The 24,756-nt window shown below is 38.5% G+C and carries 24 protein-coding genes; 18 read left to right on the plus strand and 6 right to left on the minus strand.

Annotated elements, in window-relative coordinates:
- Positions 1-118: 118 nt before the first annotated feature.
- The gene (pepG1, locus tag ACH0AK_RS01085; protein WP_077151249.1) at positions 119-262 is read right to left on the minus strand and encodes a type I toxin-antitoxin system toxin PepG1; all 144 of its coding nucleotides are present in this window, start codon (positions 260-262) and stop codon (positions 119-121) included.
- Positions 263-521: 259 nt separating this feature from the next.
- Here pepG1 and ACH0AK_RS01090 point away from each other — a divergent pair, with 259 nt between their 5' ends.
- A complete protein-coding gene (locus ACH0AK_RS01090) occupies positions 522-1,820 on the plus strand; it encodes a hemolysin family protein (protein ID WP_010734371.1) in 1,299 nt (432 codons plus the stop codon).
- A 46-nt stretch (positions 1,821-1,866) separates the two neighbouring features.
- On the opposite strand, the gene ACH0AK_RS01095 is transcribed toward ACH0AK_RS01090, so the two are convergent.
- The 3 genes from ACH0AK_RS01095 to ACH0AK_RS01105 form a co-directional block, all read right to left on the minus strand.
- Positions 1,867-3,243 carry an MATE family efflux transporter gene (locus ACH0AK_RS01095; RefSeq protein WP_010734370.1) on the minus strand — a complete coding sequence of 459 codons (1,377 nt, stop codon included), beginning with the start codon at positions 3,241-3,243 and terminating at the stop codon, positions 1,867-1,869.
- Positions 3,244-3,460: 217 nt separating this feature from the next.
- Positions 3,461-3,784 (minus strand): DUF960 domain-containing protein, encoded by a 324-nt coding sequence (locus ACH0AK_RS01100; RefSeq protein WP_019722687.1) that lies wholly within the window; start codon positions 3,782-3,784, stop codon positions 3,461-3,463.
- 329 nt (positions 3,785-4,113) lie between these two features.
- Positions 4,114-4,722, minus strand: coding sequence for a 50S ribosomal protein L25/general stress protein Ctc (locus tag ACH0AK_RS01105; protein WP_023518943.1), 609 nt, complete (start codon positions 4,720-4,722; stop codon positions 4,114-4,116).
- Positions 4,723-5,043: 321 nt separating this feature from the next.
- Here ACH0AK_RS01105 and ACH0AK_RS01110 point away from each other — a divergent pair, with 321 nt between their 5' ends.
- The 10 genes from ACH0AK_RS01110 to ACH0AK_RS01155 all read left to right on the plus strand — a co-directional run bounded on the left by ACH0AK_RS01110 (position 5,044) and on the right by ACH0AK_RS01155 (position 12,232).
- Complete coding sequence (locus ACH0AK_RS01110; protein ID WP_023518944.1) at positions 5,044-5,760, plus strand: 16S rRNA pseudouridine(516) synthase; 717 nt, start codon at positions 5,044-5,046, stop codon at positions 5,758-5,760.
- Positions 5,761-5,844: 84 nt separating this feature from the next.
- Positions 5,845-6,156, plus strand: a complete 312-nt coding sequence (locus ACH0AK_RS01115) for a type II toxin-antitoxin system RelB/DinJ family antitoxin (RefSeq protein ID WP_010734366.1) — start codon at positions 5,845-5,847, stop codon at positions 6,154-6,156.
- Positions 6,149-6,466: a putative type II toxin-antitoxin system PemK/MazF family toxin gene (locus ACH0AK_RS01120; protein ID WP_010734365.1), complete on the plus strand. Its 318-nt coding sequence runs from the start codon at positions 6,149-6,151 to the stop codon at positions 6,464-6,466. The genes ACH0AK_RS01115 and ACH0AK_RS01120 overlap by 8 nt, the downstream gene beginning before the upstream one ends.
- Positions 6,467-6,598: 132 nt before the next feature.
- The gene (locus ACH0AK_RS01125) at positions 6,599-7,294 is read left to right on the plus strand and encodes a YjjG family noncanonical pyrimidine nucleotidase (RefSeq protein WP_010734364.1); all 696 of its coding nucleotides are present in this window, start codon (positions 6,599-6,601) and stop codon (positions 7,292-7,294) included.
- 83 nt (positions 7,295-7,377) lie between these two features.
- A complete protein-coding gene (gene udk, locus ACH0AK_RS01130; protein WP_010734363.1) occupies positions 7,378-8,007 on the plus strand; it encodes a uridine kinase in 630 nt (209 codons plus the stop codon).
- Positions 8,008-8,339: 332 nt separating this feature from the next.
- Positions 8,340-8,942: a TVP38/TMEM64 family protein gene (locus tag ACH0AK_RS01135; protein WP_010734362.1), complete on the plus strand. Its 603-nt coding sequence runs from the start codon at positions 8,340-8,342 to the stop codon at positions 8,940-8,942.
- A 25-nt stretch (positions 8,943-8,967) separates the two neighbouring features.
- Positions 8,968-9,456, plus strand: coding sequence for a GNAT family N-acetyltransferase (locus ACH0AK_RS01140; RefSeq protein WP_175401354.1), 489 nt, complete (start codon positions 8,968-8,970; stop codon positions 9,454-9,456).
- A 434-nt stretch (positions 9,457-9,890) separates the two neighbouring features.
- Complete coding sequence (locus ACH0AK_RS01145; RefSeq protein ID WP_023518946.1) at positions 9,891-11,264, plus strand: hypothetical protein; 1,374 nt, start codon at positions 9,891-9,893, stop codon at positions 11,262-11,264.
- A complete protein-coding gene (locus ACH0AK_RS01150) occupies positions 11,245-11,691 on the plus strand; it encodes a YaiI/YqxD family protein (RefSeq protein ID WP_010734359.1) in 447 nt (148 codons plus the stop codon). The genes ACH0AK_RS01145 and ACH0AK_RS01150 overlap by 20 nt, the downstream gene beginning before the upstream one ends.
- Before the next feature lie 175 nt (positions 11,692-11,866).
- Positions 11,867-12,232, plus strand: a complete 366-nt coding sequence (locus tag ACH0AK_RS01155) for a DUF2512 family protein (RefSeq protein WP_010734357.1) — start codon at positions 11,867-11,869, stop codon at positions 12,230-12,232.
- Positions 12,233-12,411: 179 nt separating this feature from the next.
- On the opposite strand, the gene ACH0AK_RS01160 is transcribed toward ACH0AK_RS01155, so the two are convergent.
- The gene (locus ACH0AK_RS01160) at positions 12,412-14,157 is read right to left on the minus strand and encodes an ABC1 kinase family protein (protein ID WP_010734356.1); all 1,746 of its coding nucleotides are present in this window, start codon (positions 14,155-14,157) and stop codon (positions 12,412-12,414) included.
- 178 nt (positions 14,158-14,335) lie between these two features.
- Here ACH0AK_RS01160 and ACH0AK_RS01165 point away from each other — a divergent pair, with 178 nt between their 5' ends.
- The 3 genes from ACH0AK_RS01165 to cshA all read left to right on the plus strand — a co-directional run bounded on the left by ACH0AK_RS01165 (position 14,336) and on the right by cshA (position 18,805).
- A complete protein-coding gene (locus ACH0AK_RS01165; protein WP_010734355.1) occupies positions 14,336-15,403 on the plus strand; it encodes a D-alanine--D-alanine ligase in 1,068 nt (355 codons plus the stop codon).
- Positions 15,404-15,600: 197 nt separating this feature from the next.
- Positions 15,601-16,953, plus strand: coding sequence for a UDP-N-acetylmuramoyl-tripeptide--D-alanyl-D-alanine ligase (locus ACH0AK_RS01170; protein ID WP_226075876.1), 1,353 nt, complete (start codon positions 15,601-15,603; stop codon positions 16,951-16,953).
- 316 nt (positions 16,954-17,269) lie between these two features.
- The gene (gene cshA / locus ACH0AK_RS01175) at positions 17,270-18,805 is read left to right on the plus strand and encodes a degradosome RNA helicase CshA (protein ID WP_010734353.1); all 1,536 of its coding nucleotides are present in this window, start codon (positions 17,270-17,272) and stop codon (positions 18,803-18,805) included.
- Positions 18,806-19,061: 256 nt separating this feature from the next.
- Here cshA and ACH0AK_RS01180 read toward each other — a convergent pair whose 3' ends face one another.
- Entirely contained in the window at positions 19,062-19,220 is a 159-nt protein-coding gene (locus ACH0AK_RS01180; RefSeq protein ID WP_137073070.1) for a cysteine peptidase family C39 domain-containing protein, read from the minus strand.
- Positions 19,221-19,523: 303 nt separating this feature from the next.
- On the opposite strand from ACH0AK_RS01180, the gene acpS reads away from it, so the two are divergent.
- The 4 genes from acpS to ACH0AK_RS01200 all read left to right on the plus strand — a co-directional run bounded on the left by acpS (position 19,524) and on the right by ACH0AK_RS01200 (position 24,736).
- Positions 19,524-19,874 (plus strand): holo-ACP synthase, encoded by a 351-nt coding sequence (gene acpS, locus ACH0AK_RS01185; RefSeq protein WP_010736606.1) that lies wholly within the window; start codon positions 19,524-19,526, stop codon positions 19,872-19,874.
- A 15-nt stretch (positions 19,875-19,889) separates the two neighbouring features.
- Entirely contained in the window at positions 19,890-21,008 is a 1,119-nt protein-coding gene (gene alr / locus ACH0AK_RS01190) for an alanine racemase (RefSeq protein WP_010736605.1), read from the plus strand.
- A 10-nt stretch (positions 21,009-21,018) separates the two neighbouring features.
- The gene (locus ACH0AK_RS01195) at positions 21,019-21,381 is read left to right on the plus strand and encodes a type II toxin-antitoxin system PemK/MazF family toxin (protein ID WP_019722700.1); all 363 of its coding nucleotides are present in this window, start codon (positions 21,019-21,021) and stop codon (positions 21,379-21,381) included.
- Between the two features lie 649 nt (positions 21,382-22,030).
- Entirely contained in the window at positions 22,031-24,736 is a 2,706-nt protein-coding gene (locus tag ACH0AK_RS01200; protein ID WP_062805853.1) for a YhgE/Pip domain-containing protein, read from the plus strand.
- The last annotated feature ends 20 nt before the right edge of the window (positions 24,737-24,756 follow it).

A 24,756-nucleotide genomic window follows, 5' to 3' on the forward strand; every position in this document is an offset into this window, starting at 1 on the left:
TATACTAAATCTGAAAAGAGGAGTTGCGTCAACAACTCCCCTTTGACAGTACCGCTTAATTAACAGCGGCATATTTCAAGTTATTTTTTACAAAATAACCGTCCTAGGCCGAGGACGGTTATTTCTTTTTGTCGTCGCTAAGCAATGCTACAACCAATGTGACCAGAGTGATGGTAAACATACCAAAGCTGAGCATCAATTGGACTGTATCGAGTGCCGACAAAAGGCGTCTCCTTTCGTAAGATTTAGAAAGGATGTGCATACGCACCACCTCGCTTTCGAAGGATAGCCACCGTCATTAAACTGTACTGTCACGTAATAGCATAGCACATGCGCACATTTTAAACCTTAATTTATAAATTTTCTTGTTATTGAATAGCTGTTGAATGCTAGTGATACAAGTGAATAAATCCTCCCATTATTTAGAGTGATCTAGTGGAGAAGCAGAAATCAAAAGCCTCCTAGTTATACTCTTTTTACGAAAAGTTGTACAATTGAAATGGAAAAGTGAGGCGAAACAAATGGTATTAAATTTTGTCATATTATTTTTGATGATAGCAATCACTGCTTTTTTTGTTGCGAGTGAATTTGCTTTGGTAAAAATCAGACGTTCCCGTTTAGAGCAATTGGAAAAAGACGACGTGAAGAACGCCAAACTAGCGCTTCATGTGACCCATCATTTAGACGATTATTTATCTGCAAGTCAGTTGGGTATCACATTGACAGGCTTGATCATTGGTTGGGTTGGCGAAGGTTCTGTGGCAGCATTGTTGGAACCTTGGATCGGTCAACTTCCGATCGGACGGGGAATAAGTGCAACGATCTCTGTCGCATTAGGGTTCATTCTGGTGACGTATGTCGACGTTGTGGTGGGGGAACTTTTGCCGAAAAGTTATAGTATCGTCAATACGGAACAAGTGGTGTTATTCGTAGTCAGACCCTTGCATTATTTTTATCTGGCGATGTTTCCTTTCATCTGGGTATTGAATCATTCGGCAGCAAGCTTAGGTAAATTGCTAGGCGTGAAACTAGTATCAGAAGGTGAAGAGACACTCTCGCAAGAAGAATTGACTTTAGTTGCCCTCAATTCTTACCAGCAAGGTGAGTTGACAAAGGATGAATACCAGTACTTAGAAAATGTCTTTGAATTTGATGACACGCTGGCAAAAGACATTCAAGTAGATCGGACATCGATGCAAGTTTTTGATGCGTCAGATACAGTCAAACAAGCCATCAAGGAATCGATTGAACGTGGGCATACGAGATATCCTGTCATACTGGAATCCAAAGATAATGTGTTAGGATACGTGACATTACCTGCGTTGATCAAACAATCTTTAGAAGATGACCAGATAACGGTGGAGTCTCTGATTGAAGAACCAATCGTGACAGCAGAAACTATCCCCATCAAAAAACTATTGACGATCATGCGAAGAAAAGGAAAACATATAGCGATCTTAAAGGATGAATATGGTGGGACAAGTGGACTTGTCACGATCGAAGATATTTTAGAAGAGATCGTCGGTGAGATTCGAGATGAAACAGATGTGGACCAAGCGTTGATTGCGAAACAAGAAGATGGTAGCTATATTGTTTCAGGTAAGTTGACGCTTGATGATTTTGAGCGCTACTTCAATGAAGATGTGCCAGAATTTGAAGAAACAAATTTCATCACTCTGGCTGGTTTTATGTCGAGCTATCAAAAAGATATCGAGGCAGGTACAGTGATTACGATCGATCAATTTCAATTCACCGTTTTAGAATATGATCATGCACATATCGACTATTTCAGCTTGGTGATTTTACCAACGAATCCATAAAAAAAAGTGTTCTTCCCATAATATAGGAGGAACACTTTTTTTGAATCTAATAACTGATTTCAGCATCTTCAATTGAAAATTGCTGTTGTTCGGCATCTAACTGTTTCAAATGTTTCACAGCGCGGATATAAGAGTAGAGCAAGACAATGACAGAACCAGCCCAAGCAAGTGGTGAAGCAAGAGCAGCACCTGGATAGCCCCAGATCCCAGTCAGAATGATCGCAGCGAAAGAACGCATGATCAGCTCCATCATCCCTGCAATTGTCGGTACTTTACTTTGACCAAGCCCTTGTAAAGTGTAACGTAAGATAAATAGGATAGCTAAGATCCAGTAAAGGGAGCCGTTGATGTTGAAATACGTTTGCGCCAAATCAAAGACGACAGTTTCATTTGGGCTGACAAACAAGCTCACCAATGGTCGGCCAAGGAAAATGACAATTGCTCCGGCTAAGAAACTAAAGCCAATACTCATGACTAATGTTTGACGAACGCCTTTTAAGATACGTCCATATTGTTTTGCTCCATAGTTTTGTGCTGCAAAAGTTGCCATCGCAATCCCAAAGGACATCATAGGTTGAACAGCAAATTGATCGATTCGACCAGCTGCGGCTTGGGCAGCTACGACATCTGTACCTAAGCTGTTTAATGCAGATTGCAAGACGATTGCACCAATCGCAATGATCGAAGATTGGAAAGCCATTGGTAACGCAACATTTAAATGTGTGCGGATCTCTTGTTTATCGAACGAAAAATCTTTTTTACGTAATTGAAGCATCGGAATCTTTTTCTTGATATAGACGATACATAATAGACTAGAAGCAATTTGCGCAATCACTGTTGCAATAGCAGCACCTTCTACTCCCATACCGAAGTTGATAATAAAGATCAAATCCAAGACAACATTGATAATTACCGCAACGATCAAAAAGAGTAAAGGCGTTCGACTATCACCAAGTGCGCGAATAACATTTGACAATAAATTGAAGCTGACGGCAGCAAAGATTCCCCATAGGATGATGACGATGAATGTTTGTGCTTCATCGATGATATCTGCAGGTGTTTGCATCAACTGGAGCATCGGACGAATAAATACTAAGCTAAGGACGGTTAAAATCACAGTAACAATGACACTAATCATGACACTTGTAGCAAAACTTTTTTTCAAACCACGGAAGTCTTTCGCACCATATCGTTGTGCTGTAATAATGGCTAAACCAGCGGTTAGACCTTGAGCAAAGCCAATAATCAAGAAAGTTAATCCACCAGTAGCTCCTACAGCTGCTAGTGAGTTTTTCCCTAATGTCTGCCCAACGATGATCATATCGACCATGTTGTAAAACTGCTGAAAAACATTGCCTATCAATAAAGGGACAGTAAATAGCAAAATCAGTTTGGCTGGGCTTCCTTTTGTTAAATCGCGCATCTTGTAAACTCCTTATTTCTTTTAAAATTTAGTTAGTAGTATATAGTGTTTACCCTTGGAATATCAATTAGAATCTCATGATAAATAAATAGCTAAAATGCTTTATGTTTTCTGAAAATTTTCAGAGAAGGTCATCATAAAAGTAGCCAAGAAGTGAGTCTGCGATGAAAATCAAAGAGTCAACTACTTGGCTATCGTGCAAAACAAAGGGTTTATTTTAGTACTGTTTAATTTCACTTGGGAGAAGAATGGTTTCTCTGGTCCCATCATCATAGGCAAATACTTGCGCCGGATACTGTGGAGAATAAGGGAATGGCAAATCAATCCCCATCTCAACGGTACTGCCCGCTTGAGAAAAATGCAAGGTTACTTTTCCATGATTGTTCATTAAATCAAAAGCTAAAATATTATCTAACGGAATAACACCCTTAAGGTCTAAATCAATAATGAACCAGATACTATCGATCAGTTCATCTGGTAAACTTGATACCACACCTAATGATGCGTATCGATTACGGTTATTATCAAAACTTTCAAACATCGGCTTAGCCTCCTTTGTCTAAAAAACCGAAATGACGAGAACAACATATTATTATCAGGATAAACGAGTTATACTTTTTTAACGTTGGTTCATTCTAATAAACATTTATACAAAATGCAACAATATTTGCATACTTTTTTTAAAAGTATAAGAAACTTTTAAGATGACTTCAAGAAACCTTATTATATAAGGGTTTTTGCGCTTATCAAAAAAACAAATAAGGGTTGATAAATAGGAATATACCATTCTTAAAACAATTTTTTTTTAAGTGGGAATTAAAAAAAAACGAAGCAATGACACAAGTCACTGCTTCGTTGATCAAAAGACGTTTATTCTTCAGTTGAACCAATCACTTCTGGTTCTGCTGCTTCACCAGTTGATTCTTCTTCTTCTGTTGGTGCAACAACTGCGGCGATTTGTTCTTCTCCATCAGTAATGATCGTGTATGCGTCATTTTTCGGTAGATCCGCTACAGTGATCGAATCACCTAATGCTAAATCAGTGATATCCACTTCGATGTTTTCTGGTAATTGATCTGGCGTAGCAGAAACAATCACAGTATATAAGTTTTGAGCCAATACACCACCAGATTTTACACCAGTAGATTCGCCGACAAGGACAACTTCTGTTTCGACTTCTGTTTCTTCTGTCATATTAACAGATAGGAATTCCACGTGTTCTAATTGGTTGGTAAATGTGTTTGATTGGATTTTATGAACAAGTGTGTTGACTTTTTTTCCTTCAATGTTCATTGTGATAACTGTGTTTGCGGCATTCTCACGCAATACTTTACTAAATGTCGCACTATCAAATGAAATTGGCGTGCTTTCTACATTGTAGCCATAAACGATTGCAGGAACTTTTCCTTCATGACGCAATTTGTTTCTCAATGAACGGGGACGTACTTCTCTTTTACTTACTTCTAATGATACTGACATAACCAAAATTCCTCCTTAAAATGTGACTGTCTGCTTTGGTGTCAGACAGATTTTATTTAAGTGAATGTCACATGGTCTCTTGCACATTATCAGGTAGCGCGAAAAAACGCAAAAAGACAGATGCGCGCATCTGCCCTTAAAAAGTCAGGATTCAACTTTTCTCCACCAGGTCATTACGCTGTGTATGAGAAATCCAATTCACTTTACTCTTTAACCGTAACGCGATTCACTGAGTAAGTCAAGGAAACAACTTAGCGTTTCCATTTTGCATGGTGTATGATTCAGGTTATAATGCTTATGTAGCTAGGAAAGGAAGCAGTTATGCGGTTAGATAAATTAATAGAAAAAGAATTAGAAACATCACGTAAAGAGATGAAACGACTTTTTGCGATGAAACTCGTACGTATCGATGGTAAAGTGGAACAGAAACAGAATCGTAATGTGGATAGTTTGCTCCACTGTATCGAAGTGGATGGCGTAAAGCTACATACAAATGAAGTATACTTTATACTGAATAAACCGAAAAGAGCAGTAACAGCGGTGACGGACATTCACAAAACGACTGTTATCGATTTGTTGGCTTCAGCCGATCGCACACAACCTTTGTATCCAGTTGGGCGATTAGACCGAGATACAACAGGTTTATCGTTGATCACTTCCAATGGCCAATTAGGTTATGAAATGTTGTTGCCTGATAAAAAAGTACAGAAAACATATGTAGCAGTTGTCAATGAACAAGTGACAGAAGCTGATCGAATTGCTTTTGAAAAAGGAATTGTTTTTGATGGTGGTTACCAATGCTTACCTGCACATTTAGAGATTCTTGTCGCGCAACATAAAAAAAGTATCGTACGACTGACGATCGAAGAGGGGAAATTCCATCAAGTGAAAAAGATGTTTTTAGCTTGTGGAAAAAAAGTCACTGCATTGCAACGAATCAGCATGGGCCCATTACAACTAGATCCGCATTTGACTGAAGGATCTTATCGCTCATTGACGTTAGACGAACTAAAAAAATTAAAAAAATATTTTAAATAGTAATAATCATGAATTGATCGTTCATTCAATGAGTTTGTTTTACACTCCTATTAGGAGTAAAATAGGAGTGAGAGGTGATGTTCTATGTCTGAAATCAAAGAAAAAGATAAAACCAACGAAAAAAAGAAAGTCCAAGTGAATATCAATAAGAATCTAGCTACTGACGTCGAAAGCATTTTAGATTCATTAGGAGTAAATCCATCAATCTTAATCACTGCTTTATATAAAAGGGTAGCTGCCAGAGGAGAAATTCCATTTGAGTTATCTTTAACAAGTAAAGAGAAGGCTGAACTGCAGTTAATGAGAGTTGCGGAAGAGTCTGTTGAAACTAATCCGCCAGAAAATAGCGGTGACCACGAAGATCTAGTGTCATGGATGAGAGATCTAGATGAATAGTCATGACGTGTTCTTGATCTATATTCCCTTTAACGATGGCAGTGGAGGGAAAACTCGTCCTGCTATTGCTATCCGTGTTCGAAGCAGAGGTTCATTCTTGATTCTTCCTATTACAAGTAAATATGAGAATAAATCAAAGGCGATCAAAAAGCGATATTATGAAATAAAAGACTTAGATTCTGCAGGATTAAACAAGAAATCTTGGGTAGGTACAGGAAACCGATTTGAATTGAAGAGTAATTTCAATCCCTACAGAGTCATTGGACATTTCTCAGAAGAAGATATTATTGGACTTTCTAAAATGATTTAGTGTCATTTAATAAGCAAGTGCACAGCCGGCGGTTCTAAGGCACTTGTTTATTTCTTTTATAGATAAACAATCAACAACCCACGAAAATGCAAATAAACGAAATATCAAATATAGAAGAAATAGGAGAATCAGATGAAATATCATACATTATTATTCGACGTAGATGATACGTTGTTAGATTTTCAACAAACAGAAACAGAAGCCTTGCACCAATTGTTTGCGGAACAAGGCATTGAACTGACACCAGAGATCAGAACAAGTTATAAAGCATTGAATCATCATTTATGGCGAGAATTTGAAAAGGGGCAGATGACAAGAGATGAAGTGACAGGCAACCGCTTTGGTCTGTTGTTCCAACAGTTTGGCAAGACCGTAGATAGCCAAGCAATGGATCAACGTTATCGACATTATTTGAATCAGGGCCATCATTGGATTCCTGGAAGCCATGAATTACTGGAAGCAGTGTCAAGTGAAGCAGAACTTTATATAGTGACGAATGGGGTTTCTCAAACCCAACATCAACGATTAACAGATGCTCGGATGATTCATTATTTTCGAGAAATTTTTGTCTCAGAAGCGATTGGCGCACAAAAGCCAATGAAGGCTTTTTTTGATCACGTGTTTGCTAATATTCCTGAGTTGGACAAAGAACGAACGGTGATTATCGGTGATTCACTGACTTCTGATATCAAAGGTGGAAATGAAGCAGGGATCGATACGATCTGGTTCAATAAAAATAAGTTGCCTGAAATACCAGAGATCCAACCAACCTATCGGATTGATTCTTTAGAAGAACTTTACCCGCTCTTGGAAATCTCACCTCATTAATTTTCAGAAAAATAGTGCATTTTCCTTTTTTTTCGCTATAATAGATTAGAATGAAAAAACGGATATGAAAGAGGTTTTAGTCAATGACAAAAAGCAAGCCAATTATCATTGGTGTGACGGGCGGATCGGGAAGCGGAAAGACAAGCGTCAGCCGAGGGATTTTTAGTCACTTTCCAGACCACTCCATCATGATGCTTGAACAAGATTCTTATTATAAAGATCAAAGTCATCTTAGCTTTGAAGAACGGTTGAATACAAACTACGATCATCCTTTTGCCTTTGATAATGAACTGCTGATCCAGCACGTTGAAAAACTACTGAACTATGAAGCCATTGAAAAACCAGTCTATGATTATGTTGCTCATACGAGAAGTCAAGCAACAATCATCCAAGAACCAAAAGAAGTGATTATTTTGGAAGGTATCTTGATTTTAGAAGACGAGCGTTTACGTGATTTGATGGATATCAAGATCTATGTAGATACAGACGATGACATTCGGATCATTCGCCGGATCAAACGTGATATGGAAGAGCGCGGCCGTACCTTAGATTCTGTGATCGAACAATATTTAACAGTCGTTAAGCCGATGTATCATCAGTTTATTGAACCAACAAAACGTTACGCTGATATTATCGTTCCAGAAGGTGGCGAAAATCACGTAGCTATTGACTTGATCACAACGAAAGTTGCTAGTTTTTTGAATCACCAGTAAAAAGATAAGAACAGGTGTTAGAACTGAAGTAGCCGTTATGCCTATCTTCTAAAACCAAATAAACGGCGTTTTATAAGTAACTTCTGCGGGTAATCAGCCATAAAGGAAGTGCTCAAATCCGAGAAATAAGCGTGAAAAACCGAAAATTTTTCTTCAAATTTTTGGGATTTCACGCTTATTTCTGAAGGAGCTACTTCACGTTGTTTACTCGGGCTTAGGAGGCACAAGAGGATCAAGCTTCTGTTGTTCGAAGTTGCATACGACGATTTTGTAGTTGTTCATTACTTGTTCTTTTATGAAACATAGAAAAATGAAAAGTGTAGGAGAAGCGTATGGCTGAGAAGAAAACATGGGTACATAGAACCATCCAAGTCGCACCACTCGTTGGATTAAGTATTTTTTTCATATTGATCATGTATGGCTATCGACATGGAATCTTTCAATCAGCAGATTCTTTGCAACAATTCATGCAACAGTTTGGGAGCTATGCGATCATTTTATTTATTCTTATCCAAATCATCCAAGTGATCATTCCAATTCTGCCAGGAGGGATTTCTTCTGTTGCAGGGATGTTGATGTTTGGAAATGTCTTTGGGTTGCTGTATAGTTGTATTGGCTTGATTATTGGTGAAGCAATCGGTTTTTTATTCGTGCGTTATTATGGTACGAGTTTTGTCCGTTTTATCTTATCACCAAAAAAATTCCAAAAATTTGAACAGCTAGTCATTGAAAAAACAAACAATATCAAAAAGGTATTGATCGTTACCTTACTTTTACCTTTTGCGCCAGATGATTTGATTTGTCTCGTCGCTGGATTGACGAAGCTTTCATTTAGAGAATACATGCAAATTGTTATTCTTTTAAAACCTTGGTCGGTCGCTGTATATAGTATGATCATGTTGTTTTTATTCCAGCAAGCACAAGGGCATTTTTAGTTCATTGAATGGAGGAAGTAAAATGTTGGAGAAAGTAGTAGTAACTGAGAAAGAACTCGATGAACTCGTGACAGTTATCCATGAAGTATGGCCCGAAGCCTTTACGCCGATTATCGGTCAAAAGCAAGTCGCTTATATGTTGGAGACGTATCAATCGAAAGAACAGATCGGAAAAGAATGTGCAGCAGGGGTCAACTATTTCTTATTGAAGTTAGAGGGAAAAACGATTGGCTATACTGCTTATGAAAAGATGGGTTCTTCGATCTATTTAAGTAAACTCTATATTCTTCGAGACGTACGAGGGAAAGGTTTGACCTCAGAAGTCTTTCGTTGGTACGAACAATTAGCAAAAGAAACAGAAGCACAGGAGATTTTCTTGCGTGTCAATCAAGGAAATCAACAAGCAATCGCAGTCTATCAACATCAGGGATTTGTCATTGAGGGAGAATTGATCAGCGATATCGGCGAAGGATTTCAAATGGTTGATTATAAAATGAAAAAAAGACTCGCATAAAATGGTAGCTTGTGTTAAAGTATACGTTATGCGACGGGTCGAGAAGATCTCTGAACGTTAGAGGTCTAATTGATTTTGGCGGCACATGATCCACGGATCACCTACCGGATGTAGGCGTGCTGGACAAGACTTTTGTGGAGAAGGACTTGTCTGTCTGATTCTTTCAGGCACCAGTGAGTGGCGAACAGAAATGTTCAGCACTCAAAAATAAGCAGGGATTCCCAAATTTGCTAGTCAAATTTTGTGGAGTTCCTGCTTTTTTGTCTATCGGTTGGCTGCGGATCAGTGGGCTGCTTTCACAACCTCTATAGGGTGTTGGCTGCTTTGCTCCTATGGTATAATCAGTTTTGTACCTACAGACATATGGGTATGCCTATAGAGATGATGCGTTGACATGACAAGTAACTCATGTTTAACACGTAAGGAGTTTTTATATGATTGATAATATCAAACGATTTGGGCGGAACTTTACCCAGACGACACCTTTTATTTTGAGTAATACGGTTATCTTGGTGCCGTATCTTTTATTTTTAAGTTTGAGTGATGGGAACCAATGGTTGTCGATTTTACCCTTCACTTTGTTCTATACCTTTCGAATGACAGGTCTGTTTTTAGTTAGTAGTATTCGCTTTGGTCTGGATAGTTATACCTTGTTGATGATTTCTTTATTGATGGGTGGCGCAGGTTCGTTGATCGGGATTTTTGGCGTCCTTTATTTCCCGCTGTATTATCTGTCAAGTGTACTTTTAGGACTAAGTGCGGCATGGCTGATCCCCACAAATATCACAGTGAATTACCATGAAAAACAACAGGGATTCACGAACATGTCAGCAAATAAATTTCCATTTGCGATCCTGTTGTTGCTTGTTTTGTTTCGGGTGATCGAGCTTCCCGGGTCGACGCAAGTCGTGATGACGTTAGCGTTATATACATTGTTCTACATTATGGCATACCATACGATCAGTCATTATCCTCGCTATGAATTGGATTTTAAAGAGATGAAGTCGAATGTGGTAGTGACCAAAGAGTTGCTTTTATTTATCGGCTTTTTCGTTTTGTTGTTTCTTTTGAGAAATGCTCGTTTGTTGATTGATCCTGCATTATTTGACGTAGCAATCTATGGATTTATGCTGTTGTTTCTATTTGCAGCTTTTTATCTTGGAAGGGCTAGAAAGCAGTGGAAATTACCTACTTGGTTAAATAGTTTTACTTTTCTGAATGGCATGTTAGGTAATTTTCTTTTTTTATTCGGGACACTTTATATCGGCCGTGTCTATGGTTTCGACTATTTAGGCGTATATATGTATTTACCTTATATTGCAGGCATGGTGTTAGCCAAAATCATTGGCAATCAAGCAATCCAGATTCCCACGATCGAACCAGTCCTCATTCAATTAGCTGGATTATTTAGTTCGTTGATGGTTCTGTTACTTCCACAAATCGGCTTTGTGGTTGGTTTATTCTTATTAAGTTTTTGGCACGCGGTAGTAGGTAGTTGGTTGAATCGTACGTATTATGAGATCGATACAGAAATACCGATGGATAATCGTGTGATCAAAAAGTTTACGACACAAAACAAAGGAAGTGTGACCCATCAATTTTTATTGATGTCATTGCTGTTGGTGACGGCACGATGGTTGGACGAACCTGTGAGTGTATTGCTCCAATTGACTGGTAGTCTGAGCGTACCAAAAGCGATGATCCAATTGTTAGTTTACGTAAAATGGATAAATGTCAGTGTATTGATCCTGGGAGTAATCGCTGTTTATCTTTTATGGAGGAAAGAACATGCAAAAAATATTCATTGATGGTGACGGCTCCCCAGTGAAAAATGACGTGATTGAAATTGCGGCATCTTTTCAATTAGAGGTGATGATCGTGACAAGTGTCGATCACTATACCAATAAAGAGTATCCAAGCTATGTACAGTTTGTATACGTCGATAAAGGGGCAGACAGTGCAGATTATAAAATCGTCGGGCTGATCAAAAAAGGTGATTTTTTGATCACTCAAGATTATGGCTTAGCTTCATTGGTCTTACCTAAAGGTGTTCGAGTCTTTCATCAATCGGGGAAGGAATTTGATACCACGAACATTGATGGATTATTAGAACAACGTTATCAAAGCAGTAAGTTGAGAAAAGCGGGCATTCGGACGAAAGGGCCGAAGCCTTTCACTCATGAAGATCACCAAAGGTTCAAAAAAGCGTTGATCCGAGCGCTTGCAGAAATTTGAATAGAATATAAAATAGGTGAACATTGTTTCTAACTAAACAGAAGCGGTGTTCCTCTTTTTTATTACTAAAAAAGTACGATATCTTTGATTGATTCTATAACAAAAGATATAATTATGAAGATTATTTAATTATATAATCATATATTTTTAACCAAAAAAGAAGGGAGTGCAGAAAATGAAACATGTGAAGGCGTTGGTGGTAAAAGCAATCATGATTTGGGCAATTTTGTGGATCGTTTTAACGGGACTGTATGGTGTTAGTTTCATGGATTCAACGATTGTCGGAGTAATCATTGTTGTCATGATCTATGTATTAGGTGATTTATTGATTTTACGAAAAGTAGGAAATATCGCGGCTACAATTGCAGATGCTGGTTCAGCTGCAGCCATTCTATGGTTATATCTTTATTTTATGAACGATATGACGGATATTTGGATGAAGGTTTTAGTACCGGCGGTATTGATCGGGATCGCTGAATGGTTCTTCCATAAGTGGTTGCTCTCGCAAAGAATCGTACCAGATGAACGAAAAATGAAATAATCAAACCAAAAAAGCTAAAATTATCAAATAGATAGCGAGTAAAAGGCTACAGACTAAAAAACAGGAATAGTCGTATCCGCAACTCTAATCATCAAGCAATGAGGTTGTGTCAAAAGTACACAGCTAAAAAAATAAACGAGAACATCCGAAAATAGTTTCATATTTTGGGATGTTTTCGTTTATTTTCGTCTTTTTTTATAATAGTTGATCAGTGTATCAATGGCTAAAAAGAGAATGACCACAGCTGCGATCGTATACGTGAATATACCTAATAGTGTAATAAAATTGATTTGATCGTCTGGTGCAGCTTGGACAAGCAACGAAGAGCCGACGATCAATGCGGCGAGTATCACACCAAATACTAAACGGTTCACCATACTTTCGATCCGGTTCATCAGTTGGTCTTGTTTTTTTAGTTCCAAATTGATTTTTCCTTGTCCAGAACGCCAAGTTTCTAGAAGGTGATAGACTTGTTGCGGGATTTTCGGTACGGTTTTGATACCATCGAGTATATCTAAGCCCGCTTGCTTCAAGGTATCTTCGACAGAGAGATGTGCTAAGAAATATCGTTGTGCAATGGGCGTAGCGACTTCCATCAAAGATACTTCAGGATCAAGGACACGAATCACTCCTTCTAATGTGCTAAACGCTTTAAGCAATAACGTGATATCACGATCGATTTGTAAGTTGTTCTGGTGGCAAATCGAGACGATCTGCGCAAAGACTTCTTGCAAGTCGATTTCTTCAATGGGGAGGTCTAAATATTGCGTCAAAAAGCTAGCGAGTTGTTGATGGAATTCACTTTCATCAAAAGGCCCTTCTTGTTGACATAAGTTGATGACGGCTTTTTCAATACGGTAAATATCTCGTGTATAAATCGCTAAAACGATTTCCATCAGCTTTTGTCTTAGCGAAGCGGAGAGACTACCCATCATACCGAAATCAATATAACTGATTGTATATGGTTGCAATGGTTCAGTGACAGTAGCAGTCGTTTTGAAAGAAATCGAGCCTAGTTGTTTTTGGTGTTCTTTTGTGTCTGTCGTTACATTTTCTGAAAGTTCTTCAACGCTTAAAGGATGGAACAATAAATTCCCAGGATGTGGATCGGCATGAAAAAAGCCATCGTCAAAGATTTGCTTCATAAAATGTTCGATCAATCGTTTAGCCACTTGTTGTTTCAATTGAGTATTCGTAAGTGTCTCAATGAGGCGTTCATCCGTTTCTTCAAGATTCATCAATTGGTTGAAGTTCTTTCCAGACATTTCTTCCATCACAATAACTTTTTTTGTGCAAAGTGCCTCATAGATTTTAGGGGATCTAATTTCATACCAATGGTTGTTTAGATTATAGAAACGTGCACCATTTTGACTTTCTTTGTAGAAGTCCAATTCGTTTGTCAATGAACGTTTGACTTCTTGCAACACGCCTTTTAAATCGATGACGCTTGTTTCAGGAATATATTTGATCAAAGGAATCGCCCGTTCGAATAACTGTAAGTCCATCATGATTTCCTTCGCAATATTTGGATGTTGGACTTTTACAACGACTGCATCGCCATTCTTTAACGTTGCACGATGCGCTTGACCCATAGAGGCAGAAGCGAAAGGTGCTTTATTGAAGCTAGTAAAAATCGTTTCTAAGGATGCGTCTAATTCCTGTTCAATCGTTTTTTTCGTCGTGACAAAGGGATCACTTGGTACATTGTCTTGCAATGTTTTGAATGTCTTAGTAAACTCAGCAGAGAGTAAGTCATCACGGACAGAAAGCATTTGCCCAATTTTTATAAAGGTTGAGCCAAGTTCTTCAAAGGCTTTTTTTACTTGTTCAGGATTTTTTTGTTGGATCAGATTAGGCAGAACATTTTCTTTGATGAATACGTGAATGATTTCTGTTAACCGGCTTCGAGAAGTAGTTTTGGTCATAACTATGCCTCCTTTCTCTTATCATAACGATAAAGAAAAAAAGCGACAACTATTCCGCTGTTTTTTGAATAAAATGACATGTACCTCACCTTTTTTCAAATAAGCTGTTTGCATCTTTTGTTTTTGTGCTAAAATATGAAGTAAAAATGAATGATATCGAATACAGGAGGAAAATCTTTTGAAGATTACTTTATTATATGGTGGACGCAGTGCGGAACACGAAGTTTCGATTCTTTCAGCGTTTTCCGTTTTAAATGCTATTTATTATGCTTATTATCAAGTACAGCTCGTATTTATTAGTAAAGACGGACAATGGGTCAAAGGCCCGTTGTTGACTGAAAAACCTACAAGTGAAGAAGAATTGCACTTGACGTGGGACCCAAGTGGGAAAATGACAGAAGGATTTACGGGTACTGTCATCAATCCAGGAGAGATCAAAGAAGAAGGAAACATCGTCTTCCCAGTTCTTCACGGTCCAAATGGCGAGGATGGCACGATCCAAGGATTCTTAGAAACCTTGAATATGCCTTACGTCGGTGCGGGTGTACTGACAAGTGCTTGTGCCATGGATAAGATCATGACAAAATATATTTTACAAGCAGCCGGTGTACCGCAAGTACCTTATGTTCCAGTTTTGAAGAATCAATGGAAAGAAAATCCTAAAAAGGTATTTGACCAATGTGAAGGCTCATTGCTTTATCCGATGTTCGTGAAGCCAGCAAATATGGGATCAAGCGTGGGGATCACTAAGGCTGAAAATCGAGAAGAATTACAGAATGCCTTAGCAACAGCTTACCAATACGATTCACGTGCCATCGTTGAACAAGGAATCGAAGCACGGGAGATCGAAGTCGCTGTTTTAGGGAATGAAGACGTCCGCACGACCTTGCCTGGTGAAGTGGTAAAAGACGTGGCATTTTACGATTATGATGCGAAGTACATCAATAATCGCATCGAGATGCAGATTCCAGCAGAAGTACCAGAAGAAGTCCATCAAAAAGCACAAGAGTACGCAAAATTAGCGTATACGATGTTAGGTGGAAGTGGCTTGAGCCGTTGTGATTTCTTCTTGACGAATAAAAATGAATTATTCCTTAATGAATTAAATTCAATGCCTGGATTTACAGCATTCAGCATGTACCCCTTGCTATGGGAAAATATGGGCTTGAAATACGGTGACTTGATTGAAGAGTTGATCCAATTAGGCTTGAACCGTCATAATCAAAGACAAAGTTTCTTTGACTAATTGAAACGTAATCAGCACAAGTATGAATGTGTCGAAGTAGTATGTATAGCAAAATAAAGGTTGTGGATGATCATCTGGTACTGATTGAAAGCGAAAGATTTTTACTATTCGACGCTATCAGTATTGGCGATTTTCACCACCTTTTTTGTTCCTATTCCTATAGGACTACTGGTCTAAATCGAAAGGACAGAGAATGGATGAACATAACAATACAAGAAATTGCTCAAGCAGTTGGCAGTCATCGTGAGTCAACCCAATCAATCACAGGAGTAGAATTTGATAGCCGCAAAATCAAAGAAGGCGATTTGTTCGTTCCTTTAGCTGGCACAAGAGATGGGCATGAATTTATTGAACAAGCTATCGCAAATGGGGCAGTTGCTTCTTTTTGGAGTTGGGCAGCCGAAAAGGCACCAGAGGGGATCGAGATCATACCAGTTTCTGATCCTTTAAAAGCAATGCAAGAGTTGGCGCAGTATTATTTAAAAAAAGTTGGGGCGGATGTAGTGGCTGTTACCGGTAGTAATGGGAAGACGACCACAAAGGATCTAACAGCTTCTGTCTTAGCGCAAGGATATAAAACTTATAAAACACAAGGAAATTACAATAATAATATTGGCATGCCTTATACGATCTTGCATATGCCTCAGGATACTGAAAAAATCGTTTTAGAAATGGGAATGGATCATGCCAATGAAATTACGGAACTCTCGTTGCTGGCACAACCAAAAGTTGCAGCAATCACGATGATCGGTGAGGCTCATATCGAGAATTTAGGGTCACGAGAAGGTATCGCCAAAGCAAAAATGGAAATTGCTGACGGGTTGCTACCAGACGGATTATTGATCGTACCGAATAATGAACCATTGTTAGAACCGTTGGTTGCTCCATTGTCTCAAAAAATCAAGACGTTTGGAATCGAACAAGGCGATATTTCTGCACAACAAATCATCGAAGAAAAGCAACAAACGACATTTATCGTTGAAGGCGAATCATTCACGATCCCTTTACCTGGTAAGTATAATGTGACGAACGCGCTGATTGCTTATGCGATCGGGCAGTTTTTCGGGTTGTCTCTGTCGGAAATCCGACGAGGTCTAGCAACTGTCTCAGTGACACAAAATCGAACAGAATGGCTGACTGCTGGAAATGGGGCAGCGATCTTAAGTGATGTTTATAATGCCAATCCTACAGCCATGGGATTAGTCTTAGATACTGTAGCAAGCCTCCCAGCAGCGGGACGAAAACTTGCCGTTTTAGCCGATATGTTGGAGCTAGGAGTAGACTCGCCTCTCATGCATGCTTCAATGAGTGAACATATTTCTTCAGACATCTTCTCGATGATCTTTTTGTATGGAAAAGAAATGCAGGCGTTAAAAGATGCTTTGGCTCAGAAATATCCTGATTTGCCGGTTTATTATACCGAAGAAAATAAAGAGCAATTGATTGCAGCGGTGATTGCTGAGATCCAGCCAGATGACACGATTGTACTAAAAGGTAGTAATAGTATGGGCTTGATTGAAGTGGTCGAACGACTACAAGAAATGAAATAAAAACTGTAAACTTGCAGAAAACAATAAATTATGCTAGAATAACCTATTGCCGAAAGATGAAGAGAAATTGGACTGGCTTGATGATGAAATGCGAAAGCCAGATGTCATAACAATGATAAAGCTGAACGCGACCCGTTTGGCTTTTCTAATGCCTAAACTTCGCAAAGTGATTTTTCGGTGGTGCCACAGGGGCTAAGAATGGATGGGAAACGTGCGTGGCCACTGTCAAAAAAGCAACAGACACTTTGACCGAACAAAAGACGGGGTAGCAAACTATAGCTACATCCTCAGTTAACAACCATATAGGAGGATTCATTTGAAATTTAAAGAACTAGAATTGTCACCAGAATTATTAAAATCAGTAGAACGTGCAGGATTTGAAGAAGCAACACCGATCCAATCAGAAACGATCCCACTAGCCTTGGAAGGCAAAGATGTGATTGGACAAGCACAAACAGGAACAGGTAAAACTGCTGCGTTTGGCTTACCGATGTTAGAGAAAATCGATGCAAATCGTCAAGAACTACAAGGATTGGTTATTGCACCAACACGTGAATTAGCGATCCAAACACAAGAAGAACTTTATCGTTTAGGACGTGACAAACGTGTCCGTGTCCAAGCTGTCTATGGTGGCGCCGATATCGGTCGCCAAATCCGTGGATTGAAAGACCGTCCACATATCGTCGTTGGTACACCGGGTCGTATGTTAGACCATATCAACCGTCACACATTGAAACTTGGAACAGTTGAAACATTAGTATTAGATGAAGCAGACGAAATGTTGAACATGGGCTTCTTAGAAGATATTGAAAGTATTATCTCTAAAGTACCAGACCAACGTCAAACACTATTGTTCTCAGCAACAATGCCACCAGCAATCAAAAACATCGGTGTGAAATTCATGAAAGATCCAACACACGTGAAAATCAAAACCAAAGAAATGACTGCTGATTTGATCGATCAATACTATGTACGCGCAAAAGAATACGAAAAATTCGATGTGATGACTCGCTTGCTCGATGTACAATCACCAGAATTAACGATCGTCTTCGGACGTACAAAACGTCGTGTAGATGAATTAGCTCGTGGCTTAGAAGCTCGTGGCTATCGTGCAGAAGGTATCCATGGCGACCTTTCCCAACAAAAACGTATGAGCGTATTACGTTCATTCAAGAGTGGTCATTTAGATATTTTAGTTGCTACAGACGTAGCTGCCCGTGGTTTAGATATCTCAGGAGTTACTCATGTATACAACTATGATATCCCACAAGACCCAGAAAGCTATGTTCACCGTATCGGTCGTACTGGTCGTGCAGGTAAAGGTGGTATGTCAGTAACTTTCGTTACACCAAACGAAATGGGTTACTTACATGTTATTGAAAACTTAACGAAAAAACGTATGACAACTTTACGTCCACCGACTGAAAAAGAAGCATTCAAAGGACAACTAGGCGCTGCTATTGAACAAATCGAAGAAAAACTTGAAGAGAATGGCTTAGATAAATATCTGCAAACTGCGGATAAATTATTGGAAGAATACTCTGCTCAAGATTTAGTCGCTTTATTGTTGAAAACAATAGCCAAAGATCCATCAGATGCAACACCAGTAAAAATCACACCAGAACGTCCATTGCCTATGCAGAAAAAAGGCTACAACAAAAATGGTAAACGTGGTGGCGGAAGTGGCGGCGGAAACAACCGTAATCGTCGTGATAATGGCAACTACCGTGGCAACAAAAATTCAAAAGGTAGCGGTAGCTACAGCAAAAACCATAACAAACAAAAAGACAATGGTGGAAAACGCACAAACGACAAAAAACGTGGTTTCGTGATCCGCACGAACAACGACTAATCCACATGTAAAGTGGTGGTCTTAGAAGGACCATCCGAATAAGCCCGTCAGATCCAAAAATAGCTTACCTATTTTTGGCCTTGGCGGGCTTATTTTGTATTGTTTATTTGGCAATGATAGATAATGAAAAAAACAAACATACTCTCTCTTTCATTACATAAAGAAGTAGAGATCATAGGGTAAAAACCTACTAATAATGGGAAGTCTAAGAGTATTAAGTATAAATTTAACGTAGTTCCTCTTTTTAGTAGGTAATTTAGATAACTTTAATAAAAATGTTATTTAAAAAAATAAAATATTTAGCTTTTTTAGGATATAGCAACAAATTTTTGTTTTTTTTGTTTTTTTTGTTTATTAAGTAAAAATAATTTCTTTTTTTATGCGTGATCCATGGTAAATTAGAATTAATACCAATAAAATGATTTTATAAACAAACAAGGCGGAAAATGATTTATATATCAGCTGTTTTTCGAATTGTAAGTCTTATTTTTTTGAAAAACGTTCGTAAAAAAAGAAATGAAGTGACTTGAACTGTTTTCTTTGCATCAGAGATTTTTATCAATCAATTCTCAATGGTTTTTTATTGGAGAAAATGAAGAAGTGGGTTTTCACTAGGAAACAACTTTCATTTTTGTTATTTCTAGACTTATTGGTGGTAAATTGTCTAAAATTTGGTAGAATTAGAGTGTTCTAAAATTTTTTGAAAAGAGAATCGTGTATGATAAAAGGGATTGGGATTGATGCAGTTGAACTGTCGAGGATTGCTAAGATCATTAAAGAAAAGCAAAACTTTATTGATCGTGTACTGACACCAAGTGAAATCGAAATGTTTCGTTTGCTGCCATTTCATCGTCAGGTTGAGTTTTTAGGCGGTCGTTATGCATGTAAAGAAGCTTTTTCAAAGGCTTGGGGAACAGGGATCGGTAAAGTTACCTTTCAAGAGATCGAAATTTTAAAAAATGGATCAGGACAACCAATTGTAACGAAATCTCCACATGAAGGAGCAGTCTGGGTCAGCATCACACATACAGACGAGTTAGCTTTTGCACAGATTATTTTAGAAGACTAGAAAGAAGGAAGAACAATGGTTATTGCTTGGCATCGTCCGACAAAAGCAATTGTACATAAACAGGCAATTACAGAAAATGTAGCAAATGAAATAGCTCGATTGAATGGGAAAGAATTGTTTGCTGTTGTCAAAGCAGATGGTTACGGTCATGGAGCAATCGAAACAGCAGAAGCTGCAAAAAAAGGTGGAGCTTCTGGTTTTTGCGTAGCTACTTTAGATGAGGGAATCGAGCTGAGAGAGGCAGGTTTCACACAACCTATTCTTGTATTGAATATGGTTCCGATCGATGCGTTGACACTTGCAGTCATCCACGATCTATCTATTACTGCGGGAATAAAAGAATGGTTGGAAGCTGCGGCTACTTATATAGCAGAACGACATCTAGAATATTTATTGAAATTGCATTTGAAAGTCGATACCGGAATGGGAAGAATTGGCTTTCTCAATAGTGCAGAAGTGAATGAGGCAGTGGAAATCATCCAGGATAGTCCCAATTTAGAATGGGAAGGGATCTATACTCATTTTTCTACAGCAGATCAAGCAGATACCACCTATTGGGAACAGCAGAACCAAAAATTCAGTGAGATCATCGAAAGTCTACCTACTTTACCAAGATATGTCCACAGCAGTAATAGTGCTACTGCATTATGGCACGAAAAAGCTACAGGCAATATGATCCGCTATGGGGTAGCAATGTATGGCTTGAATCCATCCGGTCACGCGTTAGCGGAAGTGTATCCCCTACAACCAGCGCTTGAACTTGTATCTGAATTGATCCAAGTGAAAGAGTTGCCAGCAGGAGAAGGTGTAGGTTATGGAAAAACCTATACGACTTCAGCTTCAGAATGGATCGGAACTGTACCAATCGGTTACGCAGATGGTTGGTTACGGAAAATGCAAGGTTTCTCATTATTAGTGGAGGGGAATTATTGTGAGATCATTGGTCGTGTATGCATGGATCAATTGATGATCCGTCTGCCCTATCAAATGCCAGTAGGAACTAAAGTGACGTTGATTGGGGAAAATCAACAGGCTAAAATCACAATGCAAGATGTAGCAGATCAATTGGGTACGATCCATTACGAAGTCGCATGTGTGCTAGGGCCCCGCATACCTAGAGAATATCAAGAGTGAGGAGAGGCGTATGGTAAAAAGAGGAGATATTTATTTTGCTGATCTTTCTCCGGTGGTAGGATCAGAACAAGGTGGGACAAGACCGGTCTTAGTGATTCAGAACAATTTAGGTAATCATTTTAGTCCAACGGTCATCGTAGCAGCAATTACTGCGAAAATGGCGAAACCTAAATTGCCCACACATATAGGAATCAAAGCGACCGGAACAGGGATCGAAAGAGACTCAGTCATTTTACTTGAACAAATCAGAACGATTGATAAGTCCAGATTAAAAGAAAAAGTCTGTCATTTGGAACGATCGATCATGTTAGATGTCGATCGTGCATTAAAAATCAGTGTTGGTATCGAAGCGCTTGTCCCAGTGTCAAAATAAAAGACAAAAACAGCACGCTTATACATAAAAAATAGCACCGTGTGTTTAGTCAATCATTGCGCGATTCAGCGCTTGGCAACAACAAAAAAGAGGAACTTCAATGGTCTGGGACATTCGTCCTATCGCACCACCTAAAACCGAATAAACGGCGGGAACAGAAGTAACCTCTTCGAAAATAAGGCGCCATCCACAAAAATTTGAAAAATAATTTTCGTGGATGGTGCCTTATTTCTCGAAGCTAAACATTTTGATCCCGACCTCTGGCTGTCGTGCCTTTTTTTGTTTGTGTGGTTCAGTTTTGCCGGATTTTCCAGTTCTATCGGAAGATATGGTTTATAAAATAACAATATATATATTGAAAATAAGATTATAATTTTATGAGTAACCAATTTAGACATTTTTTTAGAAACTATGGTAAGCTTTTTATAACAGATTTATTTGACTACACATAAAAAATTTATCGGGATGCTACATTTGATAGTGGACTAGTGGATAAAAGAAGATTAATTATTTATTAAGCAAAAGATGACAACATTCGGACAGTTTGATTTAACTGTCAAAAAATTAGTTGCTGGATTGAAAATAGGATTGAAAATCGTATGGTTTTCATGATAAAGTGATGCAGCTGAAACAAAAAAAGGTGATGAATATGAAATCAATAAAAAATACAATAAACTTATATTTACTTGATTGGAAACGAATTTTTAAAAATCCTGTTGCGACTCTCTTGATCATCGCAATTATGATCATTCCTTCATTATATGCTTGGTTCAATATCAAAGCATTATGGGACCCTTATGGCAATACAGGGGAATTACCGATTGCTGTTTATAGTGCAGACAAGCCGGCTGAGTTTGAAGGACAAGACGTTGCCATCGGAAAAGAAGTACTGAAATCATTACATGAAAATAAAGATTTAGGTTGGCAGTTTGTTGACTCTAAAAAAGAATTAGAAGACGGTGTACGGTCTGGGGAGTATTATGCTGGTATCTATTTGCCAGAGAATTTCTCGGAGGATTTATTAAGCTTTACGAGTGGTGATATCAAAAAGCCGGAAATTGAATATACAGTCAATGAAAAAATCAATGCCATTGCACCAAAAATCACAGATAAAGGTGCATCTACGATCCAATCACAAATCTCCAGTGAATTTATTCGGACGGCGAGCGAAACTTTACTAAAAGTCTTTAATGAAATTGGGTACGATATCGATACAAATCTGGTAAGTATCAATAAAGTAAAATCAATGATTTTATCAACAGATGAAAACTTAGATACGATCGATGGCTATACCCAACAAGTACTTGATCTACAAAAACAACTACCAGATATCAAAGACAAATTAGCGAAAGCAAATGAATTTGTTGATTATCTCCCAGAAGTGGATGAGATGGGACAAAAGGTCGTTGAATTGAACGATAAAATGCCAGAATTAAAGGAACAAGCCAAAATCATTCTTGACCTTCAACAAAAAATCCCGGAGATCCAAGATGCTGGACGACAAATTGCTGAAATCGACAACGATTTTTCATCAATCGAAGAAACGATGAATCAAGGAATCGAGGAAGCAAAACAAGGATTGACCATCATCCAACAAGTCCAAGACATTTTACCTGATGTGAAAAATTTAGAATCACAAGCGAAGAATCTCGCAGAGGATACCAAAACGGGCGCTGAACAATTAAAAGAAGCAGTACCAGGTATCACGACAAGCGTGAAGACGACGTTAGATTCGATTGGGCAAGTAGCGACCACAACAGGTTCATTAGCGAAAACAATCGAAAATGCTGTCAAAGATGGGCAATTGACAGATGATGAAAAAACGAATATCAATAACTTGTTAACTAATTTTATCAACAGTATTAATGAGCAACAACAAGCAACTGACAAGTTGATTTCATTTTTGGAAGATTTACAAGCCAACGCTGGTAATACAAAACTACAACCTATTATTGATACATTGAAGAGTGTTAAACCAGTATTAACTGATTTACAAAATCGTTTAACACGATTAAATGAAGCTGTTCAAGCAGGAGATGTTTCTCAAGTTACTAGCCTTTTAGAAGAAGTACAAGCTGCTGCTAATTCTGTCAACAGATTGATCAGTAGTATCAATGTAAATGAAGTCAGCACCACCGTTGAATCAATCTTGACTCAAGTGATCGATACGATCAGTACGGCGCAAGGTGCGTTGAGTAAAGCAGATCAAATCGACTTTGATTCGCTATTAAATTCAACCAAAGCAACCGTGACAAATGCGGTGGCGATCTTAGAGAAATATCAAAAAGAAATGCCTGCAATCGGTCAAGAGGTCCATGATGCAAATACGATGCTAAATGGTAATATGGAAACGATCGTAAATGGAATCAATAAGGGAGCTGACCTATACAATAACGACTTACCTGTATTAGAAGAGAAACTTGGTTTAGCTGCTGATTTTATCCAAAATGATTGGCCAACGATCAAAAATGAAATCAATACCACAATGACCACCGTCAACGATAAAATGCCAGAAGTCGAAACAGCAGTGAATGCTGCGGCAGACTTGATCACGAACGACTGGCCAAACATCAAAGCTGGTATCCAAAAAGCCGCAGACACGATCCGTAAAGGAGAAGAAGAGGTTGATCTTGGGGAAGTCATCAAACTCTTGAAATTAGATGCGACAAAGGAAAGTGAATTCTTTACGATGCCTGTGGAACTGCAAACTAATTCGTTGTATCCAATCCCTAATAATGGATCAGCAAGTACACCGTTCTATACTGCGCTATGTTTGTGGGTAGGTGCGGTCTTACTTTCAAGTGTCGCTACAACAGATTATTATTTAGATAAAAAAGCGCGTAAAAACTATACAAAACGGGAACAGTTTGGCGCCCGCATGTTGACCTTCTTGACGATGGCGATCGCTCAAAGCTTGATCGTTACTTTAGGGAACATGTTCTTGCTTGGTGTGTATGTAGTGAATCCAGTTTACAGTGTACTGTTTGCTGTTTTGATTGCTTTGTCATTTATGATGATCGTCTATGTTTTAGCAGCACTGTTTGACAATGTCGGCAAAGGGATAGCCATCATTATTCTTGTCTTGTCCATATCTGGTGGTGGTGGGAACTATCCAATTCAAGTTTCAGGGAAATTTTTCCAAATGATCAATCCTTTCTTGCCATTTACTCATGCAGTCAACCTCTTACGTGAATCAGCTGGTGGTATCTATTGGCCAAATGCGCTACATGCGATTTTGATATTAGTCGGCATATTTATTGTCGTAGGAATCGTTGGTACAGTATCCTATCCATTTGTAAGTGAAAAAATGAAGAAATTCAAAGAAGCTGCGCATGAAAGTCGAATCTTCCACTAGAAACGTGATGCCATCTATTC

This window comes from Enterococcus pernyi, assembly GCF_045371165.1.
In the GTDB taxonomy this organism is placed as follows: Bacteria; Bacillota; Bacilli; order Lactobacillales; family Enterococcaceae; genus Enterococcus_B; species Enterococcus_B pernyi.